The sequence below is a fragment of the Streptomyces sp. CBMA156 genome (assembly GCF_014596515.1).
Lineage (GTDB): Bacteria > Actinomycetota > Actinomycetes > Streptomycetales > Streptomycetaceae > Kitasatospora.
This window is the reverse complement of sequence record NZ_MSJQ01000404.1, coordinates 1-10,783: the sequence shown is the minus strand read 5'-3', so window position 1 is coordinate 10,783 and position 10,783 is coordinate 1. Positions and strand designations below refer to the sequence as shown.

Here is a 10,783-nt window from a genome sequence, read left to right as displayed (position 1 = left end):
GCCCGGTGCTCCGGGCCGGCCGGAACGGCCTCGGCCACCCTCAGCAGCACGGCGGCCAGCTCCTCGTCGCCGTCCACCGCCGCGGCCGGCCCGTCCCCGGTGCCGAGCGCGGCGGCGACGTCCCAGCCGTGCACCAGGGTGTCCAGCAGGTGGAAGCCCACCGCCTGGGCGCACGGGAAGGGCGCCCCGTCGTGGAGTTCGGGCAGCCAGATCGGCCGCCCGGCGGCGGCCGCCTCCCGGAAGGCCTCGGTGAGGTCCTCGCCGGTGCGGCGGAAGGCGCCCGCCGGGTCGGCGCCGAGCGGCGCGTCCGCGAACAGCGCCGGGTCGGGCCCGGCGCCCCGGGCCGCCGCGGCGAAGCCCCGGTGCTGCCCGACGCAGTGCTCCAGCAGGGTCCGCAGCGTCCACCCGGCGCAGGGGGTGGGCAGGTCCAGCTCGTCCGGCCGTATGCCGTCCACCACCTGGGCGGCCGACTCCACGGCCCGCGCGTGCAGTTCGACGATCCTCATGCGGCGGCCTCCGTTCCCGCGGAGACGAACCCGATCACCTGGTCGACGACGGCCGGCTCCGCGATGATCCTTCGGTGGCCGAGCCCCTGGGTGAGCACCAGGTCGAGCCGCTCCCCGTACGCGGTGCGGAGCCGGTGCGCCTCGCTGGGCGGCACGACGCGGTCCCCCTCGTCGTGCACCACCAGGACCGGCCCGCCGACCGCCTCGACCCGACGGACGGCGTCGAAGCGCTCCCAGCCCCCGGCGTCCCCGCCGAACAGCTCCCGTTCGATCCGCTCCCGCAGCGCCCGCTCGACCTCGGCGTTCAGCCCGAGCCCGGCGCAGAAGGCGGCCGGGAAGAAGCCGACCCCGGACACCCCGGAGACGGCCGCCAGCCGGCCCGCGCTCAGCCCGTCGGCGAGCGCTCCGAAGGCCGCGCAGACGCCGAGCGAGTGCGCCACCACGGCCTCGAACGGCCCGTACCGCTCCTGGAGTTGCAGCGCGAGTTCACGGAACTCCAGCACGCTGGTGGTCCGGCCGCCGGAGTCGCCGTGGCCCGGCGCGTCGAAGGCGACGGCGCTCAGCCCGAGCGCCCGCAGCCGGGACACGTACGGGGCGAACCGGGAGGCCCGGGAGCGCCAGCCGTGCAGCAGCAGGACCGGCCGCTCCCCGCCGCCCCAGCGGTAGCCGGCCACCGCCTTGCCGTTCACGGTGAGCCGCTCGACCTCGGCGCGCCCGTGCACCTCGCGCTCCGACTCGCGCACCCGGCTGCGCCGCAGCGGGTGCGCGAACAGTTCGAAGGCCGCCCGACCGGCCAGGCCCGGGGCGACGCGGGCGGTGGGGTTGAGGGCCGTACGGATCAGTGCCCGGGTGGGGTCCATCTGGTCTCCCTGCTCTCTGCGCTCCTTGTCCTGCCTTGCTCGCGGCGAGATATTAGCACGATCGTTCGTGCAGTTTTCTGGTGTTTCCGAGGCCGCCGCCGGTGCACCCACTACCCTGGGCGACACGCCACGACGAGCAGAACGGGGACGGACGATGGCCGGACCGACCACCGACGGACGAGTCCTGCGCGGCGAGGAGACCCGCCGGGCGGTGCTGCACCGCGCCGTCGGAATCGCCTCCGTCGAGGGCCTGGACGCGCTCTCCATCGGCCGCCTCGCCACCGACCTCGGGCTCAGCAAGAGCGGTGTCTTCGCCGGCTTCGGCTCCAAGGAGGAGCTACAGCTGGCCACCGTCCGCGCCGCCCGCCGGATCTTCGCCGACGCCGTCGTCACCCCGGTCGCCGACGCCCCTCCCGGCCTCGCCCGGGTCCGCGCCCTCTGCGAGAGCTGGCTCGCCTACTCCCGCGCCCGGGTCTTCCCCGGCGGCTGCTTCTTCTACGAGGTCACCGCCGAGTTCGACGCCCGCCCCGGCGCCGTCCGGGACGCCCTGGCCGGCTGCGCCCGGGAGTGGTCCGACACCGTCGTCGCGGCCCTCGGCGACGCCAGGGCCGCCGGCGGCCTGCGCCCCGAAACCGACCTCGGCGACCTCGCCTTCGCCCTGATCGCCGTCCTGGAGACGGCCAACTCCCAGGCCGTGCTGCACGACGAGGACGTCCCGTACCAGCGGGCCGGCCGCCTCCTGCTGCGCCTGCTGCGCGCCGAGGCCGTCGACCCGTCCGATCCGGCCCTCGCCTAACGCCCCGTCAGCAATCTTTCCAGCAGGGCGGCCTGGGCCAGCAGCCGCTCGTCCCCGCCCTCCGCGCCGACCACCTGGAGCCCGAGCGGCAGCCCCTCCCCGGTCCACCCGGCCGGCAGGCTCAGGGCCGGGCGGCCGAGGAAGCTCCACGGCAGTGACATCACCGCGTCCCCGGTGCCGTGCAGGCCCTCCGGCGCGCCGCCGGTCGCCGAGGGCGCCAGCCACAGGTCCACCCCGGCCGCCGTCTGCGCCGCGGCCACCCGCTCGCGCAGCCGCTCCCGGAAGCGCAGGGCGGCCGCCCGGTCCTCGGCCGCGACGCCCTGCCCGACCCGGATGCCCGCCGCCGTTTCCGGCCGGTAGAGCCCGCCGAAGCGGGCGAACCAGTCGGCGTGACTGCGGGCCAGCTCGAACCGGTTGACCGTCTGCAACTGCCGCCCGACCTCGGCGAAGTCGGGGAACAGCTCGACCCGGCGCACCGTCAGCCCGGCCCGCGCCAGCCGGGCCAGCTGCTCCTCGAAGGCGCGCAGCGCGGCCGGCTCCGCCCGCTCCAGGTACGTCCCGTCCGGCACCCCGAGCGCCGGCTCCGAGTCGTCCGCCGGCCGCCAGCCGTCGCAGAGCAGCGGGGCCACCAGCGCCGCGCCCGCCAGGTCGGCGGTGAACACGCCCAGGGTGTCGAAGCTCGGCGCGTTCGGGATCACCCCGTCGATCGGGATCCGCCCGTACGTCGGCCGGAAGCCCACCACCCCGCAGTACGCGGCCGGGCGGACCACCGAGCCGACGGTCTGGGTGCCGATCGCCAGTGGCACCAGCCCCGCCGCGACCGCCGCCGCCGAACCGCTGCTGGAACCGCCCGGGGTGTGGCCCGGATGGTGCGGATTGCGGGTCGGGCCCGGGGCGCTCGCGGCGAACTCGGCGGTCACCGTCTTGCCCGCGACCAGTGCCCCCGCCGCCCGCAGCCGCTCCACCACCGGGGCCTGCGGCCCGGCCAGCACCCCGGGCGGCAGCGCCGAACCGCCGTGGGTGGGAAGCCCGTCCACGTGCACGATGTCCTTGACCCCCACCGCCACCCCGTACAGCGGCGGCCGCCCGTCCGGCTCCGGGTACCGCGCGGCCAGCTCACGCGCCTGCGCCCGCAACCGCCCGTGCCGTCCGGGCTCCGGCACGAACGCGTGGATCAGCGGGTCCACCCGCTCGACCAGCGCGCACAACCGGTCGACGTACTCGGGCAGTTCGGGCACACCGGCGCGCAGCCCGGCGGCCTCGGAGGCCAACGGCCGCGGCCGGACGAGGGGTTCCTCCATGCCGGGCAACGGTAGTGCCGCCTACGGGTGTTCGGCCGCCAGGTACGGAGCCTCGCGCAGGAAGTACGCCCCGCAGGTGTGGCAGCACAGCTCCGGGGTCTTCCCCCAGTCCACCGCCGAGCGCACCCGCGCCGCCGGATCGAGCTCCCGCCCGCACATCGCGACGCTGTCCTCACCCCGGACCACGTGCCACAGCCGCACCCCCTCGGCCTCGCCGCCGGCGCCGTACTCGGCTCGCATCTGGTGCATCATGCCCCCATCGTCCGGTCCGCTCCCACCCCCGGCAACCGGAGGAAAACCGCGGGCGGAAAGGGCGGTCTTCCGCGTCACGGTGCACATTCGTCCTGTATCACACTGTGACATCAACGTTGACTAGACCATTGGCCCGGCTGAAACTTCAGGATGCGTGTGCTCCGAACTCTGCCACGGGGGGAACCGATGGGTCAGGCACATGATTCGACATACGACCACTTGTCACGACTGAGGATCGCCGCGGACCGGGCCAAGGGGCTCTCGCAGCGCCGGGCCCAGGTGCTCGCGCTCATCGGGACGGATCTCTCGAACCAGGAGATCGCCAGCCTGCTGCGGATCGAGGAACGGACCGTGAAGGCCCACACGGCGGCCCTGTTCGCCCAACTCGGCGTGCACTCAAGGATCCAGCTCGCCCAGGCCGCCCTGCTGTCCCGGCTGGAGGACTGTACCTGAGGACACTGGCGGGCCTCCTGACACGAGTGCTGAGATGGCCTGGCCCACTCGGGCAGCACCAACCACCCCACCAGTCAAGAGAAACGGGACACGTCATGTTCAAGACACGTACCGGGCGCATCACCTCCGCGGCCGTCGCCGCCACCGCCGCGCTGGCCCTCGGCTCCGGTGTCGCCAGCGCCACCGTGTTCGTCAGCGACTACACCACCGGCACCAACATCCGGGCCACCCAGTACACCAACTCCGCCATCAACGGGGTCGGTTACCCGGGCCACGGCACCAACGACTGGTGCTGGGTGCACGGCACCTCGGTGAACGGCAGCGACCTCTGGGACAGCAACACCGACCGCGCCACCGGCGTCTGGGGCTACTCGGCCGAGCAGTACATCTCCGGTGCCTACCTGGGCCAGACGACCCCCTGCTGACCTGCCCCACCGTTCCACGGCCCTCTTCGCCCCACCGGTAATGGGGCGAAGAGGGCACCACCCGAGAATAACGGCCCGCCAAACCAACGAGGTCCAGTCTTGAGGTCCCACCGCCACACCGCTCTGGTCGTCGCGGCAGCCGGGCTCGCCCTGCTCACCGGTTGCAGCTCCAGCAAGAACGCCGACCCGGCCGCCGGCGGCTCCGGCGGCTCCCAGGGCGCTGCCCCCGCCCTGACCGCGACCCCGACCCCGACGTCCGTGGCCGAGACCCAGCAGCTCCCGCTGCGCGCCTACGCGGCCAGCCAGCAGGAGCTGACCGGCATCGCCAGGGCGCAGGGCCTGCTGACCCAGGACTGCATGAAGCAGCTCGGTTTCGCCTCCTGGCAGCCGACCGCCACCGACCTCACCAAGGCGGGCAAGGACGACCTCCCCACGCCGTACGGCTTCCTCAACGAGGCCCAGGCCGCCCAGTACGGCTTCCACCTGCCCAGCACCGTCGGTGCGGCCAAGCCCAACACCGGTCCGATGAACCCGGCCGAGTTCAGTGCCCTGTCCGGGCTCAAGTCCCCCACCGGAGGAGAGCCGGCCGGCGGCAACACCCCTCCCGGCGGCTGCACCGGCGAGGCCGACCGCAAGCTCAAGAACGCCAAGACCTCCGGCGCCGACGTCTACGGCGACCTGACCGGACAGTCCATGAACCGCACCAAGGCGGACCCCCGGGTCGTCGCCGCCACCGCCGAGTGGGCGACCTGCATGAAGCAGAAGGGCTACGTCTACAGCAGCCCGGAAAGCCTCACCACCGAGTCCTGGGGCGCCACGGTGACCCAGCGGGAGATCGACACCGCCAAGGCCGACGTCGCCTGCACCAAGCAGACCAACCTCTCCGGCATCGCCTTCGGCGTGCAGAGCGCCATCCAGCAGCAGCTGATCGAGCAGCACGCCAACGAGCTGAAGGCCTACCGCTCCGGTATCCAGGCCCAGATCGACCAGGCGGCCACGGTGCTGCGGGAGCACGGCCAGTGAACCGCGCCGCGCGCCGCGGCCCGGCCCGGACGGCGGTCGCCGCCCTGGCCGTGGCCGCGACCCTGGCCGCCGCAGGCTGCTCCGGCGCCTCCTCCGCGGCCCCGGACGGCGCGACCGCCACCGGCCCGGCCGGCGAGCGGCTGACCGCCGTCGATGCCGACCTCCGGCAGCCCTACCTCGCGTACTGGGACGAGTGGACGAAGGTGGCGCGCGCCGCCGACGTCCAGGCCGCGCCGCTGGACTCCCACGCCGACGAGCCGAACCTCTCCATCCTCCGCGCCTCGGTGGAACGACTCCGCCAGGACGGAAGGCGGATGAACGGCGAGGTCGCACACCGGCTGATCGGCATGCGGGTGGACGGCGAACTCCGGCGGCTCTACGACTGCGTGAACCTGAACGGCTGGCGGCTGGTCGATGCCGGAACCGGCCAGGAGATCCGGCAGGTCGGCGAACGCCCGGAGCAACTCAGCGTCATGACCATGCGTCAAATCAATGGGGCATGGAAGGTCACGGACATCCAGAACCCGCTGCCCTGCCCGGGCAGCACCGCCGGACCGTCCCCCGGCAGCTGACCCTGTCCGAGCGCGAAGTACCGAAAGAAGTACCGGAGTTGGAAGCCGTGGAAACACCCGAGCCCGAGGCCACCGCAGCCGGACCCGCCACCCCGGCCGGGTCCACCGCACGCCGGCGACGGCGGCTGATCATCGTGATCGCCCTGGCCGCGGCGGTCACCGCCGGGGGCGGGATGTGGGCCGCCACCCTGATCCGCTCACCGGAGCAGGCCGCCGCCGACGCCAAGGCGCCACCCGCCTCGGTGCTCACGGCGCCAGTGGTGCAGCGGGTGCTGTCCAACACCACCGTCCTGCGCGGGGTGTTCACGGCCGGGCAGTCCTTCCCGGTGCAGCCGGGCGCGGTCTCGGCCAGCGCCGGCGGCCCCGGCGGAAGCCCCCCGATCGTGACCTCGCTCAAGGTCGGCAGCGGGGACGCGGTGAACTCCGGGCAGGTGCTGGCCGAGGTGTCCGGGCGGCCGGTGATCGCCCTGCCCGGCGCGACGCCCGCCTACCGCGACATGGCACCGGGCGAGACCGGCGGCGACATCGGCCAGTTGCAGGACGTGCTCCGGGGCATGGGGTACTACTCCGGCGGCGACGACAAGGGGTACTTCGGCGCCTCCACCAAGACGGCCGTGACCAAGCTCTACCAGAAGCTCGGCTACCCGGTGCCGACCACCGGCGACCAGAGCGCCGCCGCCGTCAGGACCGCCCAGCAGGCCGTGGACCAGGCCAGGCAGGCCGTCCAGGACCTGGAGAACCAACCCTCACCCGGCAGCGAGCCGACCGCGGCGGCCACCAAGTCCGGCGCACCGGCCCCGGCAGCAGGCGCCCCCGCCGGGGGTGCCGCCGCGCTCGCCCGCGCCCGCGCCGACCTCACCGCCAAGCAGCAGGAACTGGCTCGTGCCCAGGCCAAGGACGGCCCTCAACTGCCCGCCGCCGAGGTGGTGTTCCTGCCCGCGCTGCCGGCCCGGGTGGGCTCCGTCGGCGCCAAGGTCGGTGACAAGGTGACGGCCCCGGTCCTCACCCTCACCGCCGGCGGCCTCAACCTGACCGGCCACCTGCTGCCCAGCGACGCCCCGCTGGTCAAGCCCGGCATGAACGTCACCGTGCTGTCCGAGACCACGGGCATCCAACTCCCCGCCAAGGTCGGCTCGGTGGGTGCGCTCGTCACTCCCGGCAGCCCGGCCGGGGGCGGCGGCGCCAGCGCGGCACCGGCGGCCCCGGGCGCCGGCACCGACCCGTACGTCCCGCTCGTCGTCACCCCCGACGCGCCCTGGGATCCGGCGCTGGAGGGCCAGGACGTCCGGATCACCGTCGTCGCCGCCTCCACCCAGGGCGAGGTGCTCGCCGTGCCCTCCTCGGCCATCAGCTCGGGTGTCGACGGCCGCACCTCGGTGTCCGTCGCGGGCCCCGACGGCGCCCGGCGCGCCGTGGACGTGACCGCGGGTGTCGCCGCGGACGGATTCGTCGAGGTCAAACCCGCCGCCGGGGCCGAACTCAAGGCCGGCGAGCAGGTCGTGGTGGGCCGGTGAGCGAGGACCACCCGGGCACCGGCGACCGAACGGCCCCTGAGCCCGGCACCCCGCCGGTGATCCGGCTGCGCGCAGTGTCCCGCACCTTCCCCGGGCCGCCGCCGGTCACCGCCCTGCACCCCCACGACCTGGAGATCGCCCGCGGTGAGTACGCCGCCGTGGTCGGTCCCTCGGGCTCCGGCAAGTCCACCTTCCTCAACCTGCTCGGGCTGCTCGACCGCCCCAGCGGCGGCACCTACGAACTCGACGGCATCGACACCGGCGCGCTCTCCGAGGCCCGCCGCACCGCGCTGCGCGGCCTGCGGATCGGCTTCGTCTTCCAGTCCTTCCACCTGCTGCCGTACCGCACTGCCATGGAGAACGTGATGCTCGCCCAGGTCTACACCGGCTCACCCCGGGCCGGCCGGGCCGACGCCGCCCGGCGGGTGCTGGAGCGGGTCGGCCTCGGCCACCGGGCCGAGGCACTGCCCTCCCGGATGTCCGGCGGCGAGCGGCAGCGGGTCGCCGTCGCCCGCGCCCTGGTGAACCGGCCATCGCTGCTGCTGTGCGACGAACCGACCGGCAACCTCGACTCGGCCACCGCCCTGCGCGTCATGGAACTGTTCGAGGAGTTGCACGAGGGCGGGCTGACCCTGCTGGTCATCACCCATGACCGCGAGGTCGCCGACCGTGCCCGGCGGACCATCACCATCAGGGACGGCCGGCTCACCGCGGCCGGGACGGCGGCCGAACGGTGAGGATGCTGCCCCGACGCCGCCCCGGCGCCGCCGAAGTACCGCTCTCCCGACTGAAGTTGCGCGACCTGCTGGGCGAGGCGCTGTCCGGCATGGTGCAGCGGCCCGGCCGCTCGGTGCTCACCCTGCTGGGCACCGTCCTCGGCGTCGGCGCCTTCGTCGCCGTCCTCGGGCTCACCTCCAGCGCCACCGGCCAGATCGGCAAGCGCTTCTCGGCCCTGCAGAACACCACGGTCACCCTGGTCGGCAGCGGGCCTGACGTGGTCCTCGGAGACGGCCGGCACCGTGCCCCCATGGACTTCCCCGACGACGCCGACCGCCGGGTGGACGGGCTCAACGGCGCGGTCGCGGCCGGGGTCTACTGGAGCGCGCCGCTGACCGACCCGAAGATCGCCACCTCCCCGGTGCCCGGCCCCGGCTCCGGCACCGGGCTGAACGTCCTGGCACTCTCCCCCGGCGGCTTCGACGCGATCGAGGCCCGGGTCTCCGCCGGCACCGTCTACAACGCCTTCCACGGCGAACGCGGCCTGCGCGTCGCCGTCCTGGGCTCGGCCGCCGCCGGACGGCTCGGCATCAGCCGCCTCGACGCCCACCCCGCGGTGTTCGTCAACGGCGTCGGGTTCACCGTCATCGGCATCATCGACGGCAGCACCCGGCTCCCCGAGACCGCCCTCGACATCATGGTGCCCACCACCACCGCCAGGACGCTCTGGGGCAACCCGCAACCCGGCGAGAGCGGACGCGCCCGGATGGTGATCCGCACCCGGACCGGCGCGGCCGGCCTGGTCGCCTCCCAGGCCCCGACCGCCCTGCGCCCGGAGGCCCCCAAGAGCTTCGAGGCCCTCGCCCCGCCCGACCCGCAGACCCTGCGGGACTCCGTCTCCACCGACCTCACCGGGCTGTTCCTGCTGCTGGCCACCATCTGCCTGGTGATCGGCGCCGTGGGCATCGCCAACACCACCCTGGTCGCCGTCCTGGAACGCACCGGGGAGATCGGCCTGCGCCGCGCCCTCGGGGCCCGCCCCCGGCACATCGCGGCCCAGTTCCTCACCGAGTCCACCGTCCTCGGCACGCTCGGCGGACTGATCGGCACCGCCGTCGGCGTCGCCGTCGTGGTGCTGGTCGCCCTGGCCCGCGACTGGACCGCCCTGCTCCAGCCCTGGACGGTCCTGCCCGCGCCGCTCGCCGGCAGCCTGGTCGGCCTGCTGGCCGGCCTCTACCCGGCCCTGCGCGCCGCCACCGTGGAACCCGCCGAGGCCCTCCGCCGCTGACCCGCCCCGTTCAGGACGCGGCGCGCAGCAGTGCCCCGTCCTGCCACTTGAGGATCTTGTCGAAGCTGACGATCGCGCCCCGCAGCGGGTGGTTGCGGAGCTGGACGTGGTCGGTGAGGGCGTGGATGAGGAAGAGGCCGCGGCCGGATTCGGCGGTGAGGTCGGGGAGGGTGTCCAGGTCGACCGGGCGCAGGGTGGGGGTCGGCCCGCAGGGCAGGACGTGGGTGTCGTACGGGTGGCCGTCACGGCGGGGGCGGTGGGCGGTGAGCACCCGGGACGGGACGGTGGCGCGGCCGCGGCGGGTGCGGTGCGGGCCCCGGCCGGTGACGGCCGGGCGGGCCGCCGGTGCGGACGCGGCCGGGCGGCGGGCGGGCGCGGCCGGCCCGGCGAGGGCCGGCAGGCCGGGACCGGAGTCGGTGACCTCGATCCGCAGCCGGTCGCCGCAGATCGAGGCGGTGACCTGGAACAGGTCGTCGGGCTGTCCGGTGGCGCCGTGCTCGACGGCGTTGGCGCAGGCCTCGCTGAGGGCGACCCCGAGGTCGTCCGCGATCTGCGGGTCGACGCCCGCGGTCGCCATCGCACCGAGCAGGATGCGCCGGGCCAGCGGGACGCTGGCCGGGTCGCGCTTGAGGTGCAGAGTCCACCAGATGTCCACGGGAGGTCCCTCCTGGCTGCGGCTCCACATACAACTAGGTATCTCCGGGCGATTCGGCGGTGAACCGTTCCCGGGGGCCGCTACCGCCCGTTCGGCGGATGGACTGGGGGCCGGGGTCTGTGCCGGGCAGCGCGTCGGTCGCCCCGCACGCCGCTGCCGAAAGGGGCATTCGTAGGGATTTCCCACCCTGCCCGTGTCGGTGGCGTACGCAATGAGAGGATGGCCCGGCCATGACTGCCCTCGCCGCCGCCCCGCTCCCGGGCGCCCCTGGACCGGCCCGGCCGGTGGGGTCCGCCGCCTGGGACCTGCGGCTTGCCCGGGCCGTCCCGTTCGCGCTGGTGTGCACCCTGATCGCGGCCGCCGGGCACGCCCTGGCGGGTGGCGGGAACGTGCCGCCGGCCGCGCTGGCGGCGGGCTTCGC

At 74.7% G+C, this 10,783-nt stretch carries 13 protein-coding genes and 1 pseudogene; 9 read left to right on the top strand and 5 right to left on the bottom strand.

Annotated elements, in window-relative coordinates; translation table 11 throughout:
* Together BU198_RS35920 and BU198_RS35915 are read right to left on the bottom strand one after the other, a co-directional pair.
* The coding region (locus BU198_RS35920; protein WP_188300995.1) for a TIGR03086 family metal-binding protein at positions 1–506 on the bottom strand (506 nt) is incomplete at its 3' end.
* Positions 503–1,366: an alpha/beta hydrolase gene (locus tag BU198_RS35915; RefSeq protein ID WP_188300994.1), complete on the bottom strand. Its 864-nt coding sequence runs from the start codon at positions 1,364–1,366 to the stop codon at positions 503–505. The genes BU198_RS35920 and BU198_RS35915, both read right to left, overlap by 4 nt.
* Before the next feature lie 154 nt (positions 1,367–1,520).
* On the opposite strand from BU198_RS35915, the gene BU198_RS35910 reads away from it, so the two are divergent.
* The gene (locus BU198_RS35910) at positions 1,521–2,162 is read left to right on the top strand and encodes a TetR/AcrR family transcriptional regulator (protein ID WP_188300993.1); all 642 of its coding nucleotides are present in this window, start codon (positions 1,521–1,523) and stop codon (positions 2,160–2,162) included.
* Here the strand turns inward: BU198_RS35910 and BU198_RS35905 are convergent.
* Together BU198_RS35905 and BU198_RS35900 are read right to left on the bottom strand one after the other, a co-directional pair.
* Positions 2,159–3,463: an amidase gene (locus tag BU198_RS35905; protein ID WP_188300992.1), complete on the bottom strand. Its 1,305-nt coding sequence runs from the start codon at positions 3,461–3,463 to the stop codon at positions 2,159–2,161. The genes BU198_RS35910 and BU198_RS35905 overlap by 4 nt on opposite strands.
* 21 nt (positions 3,464–3,484) lie before the next feature.
* The gene (locus BU198_RS35900; RefSeq protein WP_188300991.1) at positions 3,485–3,715 is read right to left on the bottom strand and encodes a hypothetical protein; all 231 of its coding nucleotides are present in this window, start codon (positions 3,713–3,715) and stop codon (positions 3,485–3,487) included.
* A 219-nt stretch (positions 3,716–3,934) separates the two neighbouring features.
* Here BU198_RS35900 and BU198_RS35895 point away from each other — a divergent pair, with 219 nt between their 5' ends.
* The 7 genes from BU198_RS35895 to BU198_RS35865 all read left to right on the top strand — a co-directional run bounded on the left by BU198_RS35895 (position 3,935) and on the right by BU198_RS35865 (position 9,707).
* The gene (locus BU198_RS35895; protein WP_188300990.1) at positions 3,935–4,168 is read left to right on the top strand and encodes a response regulator transcription factor; all 234 of its coding nucleotides are present in this window, start codon (positions 3,935–3,937) and stop codon (positions 4,166–4,168) included.
* A 95-nt stretch (positions 4,169–4,263) separates the two neighbouring features.
* Positions 4,264–4,593: a hypothetical protein gene (locus tag BU198_RS35890; protein WP_188300989.1), complete on the top strand. Its 330-nt coding sequence runs from the start codon at positions 4,264–4,266 to the stop codon at positions 4,591–4,593.
* 99 nt (positions 4,594–4,692) lie between these two features.
* Positions 4,693–5,616, top strand: a complete 924-nt coding sequence (locus tag BU198_RS35885) for a hypothetical protein (protein WP_188300988.1) — start codon at positions 4,693–4,695, stop codon at positions 5,614–5,616.
* Positions 5,613–6,188 carry a hypothetical protein gene (locus BU198_RS35880; RefSeq protein WP_188300987.1) on the top strand — a complete coding sequence of 192 codons (576 nt, stop codon included), beginning with the start codon at positions 5,613–5,615 and terminating at the stop codon, positions 6,186–6,188. The genes BU198_RS35885 and BU198_RS35880 overlap by 4 nt, the downstream gene beginning before the upstream one ends.
* A gap of 47 nt (positions 6,189–6,235) precedes the next feature.
* Positions 6,236–7,702, top strand: a complete 1,467-nt coding sequence (locus tag BU198_RS35875; protein WP_411293208.1) for a peptidoglycan-binding protein — start codon at positions 6,236–6,238, stop codon at positions 7,700–7,702.
* Entirely contained in the window at positions 7,699–8,439 is a 741-nt protein-coding gene (locus BU198_RS35870; RefSeq protein ID WP_188297968.1) for an ABC transporter ATP-binding protein, read from the top strand. The genes BU198_RS35875 and BU198_RS35870 overlap by 4 nt, the downstream gene beginning before the upstream one ends.
* Positions 8,440–8,441: 2 nt before the next feature.
* Positions 8,442–9,707 carry an ABC transporter permease gene (locus BU198_RS35865; RefSeq protein WP_188297969.1) on the top strand — a complete coding sequence of 422 codons (1,266 nt, stop codon included), beginning with the start codon at positions 8,442–8,444 and terminating at the stop codon, positions 9,705–9,707.
* Positions 9,708–9,717: 10 nt separating this feature from the next.
* Here the strand turns inward: BU198_RS35865 and BU198_RS35860 are convergent, their stop codons facing one another.
* On the bottom strand, positions 9,718–10,362 hold the full coding sequence (locus BU198_RS35860; RefSeq protein WP_188300986.1) for an ATP-binding protein: 645 nt from the start codon (positions 10,360–10,362) through the stop codon (positions 9,718–9,720).
* A 230-nt stretch (positions 10,363–10,592) separates the two neighbouring features.
* Between BU198_RS35860 and BU198_RS35855 the strand changes: the two are divergent.
* A pseudogene (locus BU198_RS35855) lies at positions 10,593–10,783 on the top strand (hypothetical protein); the annotation flags it as partial.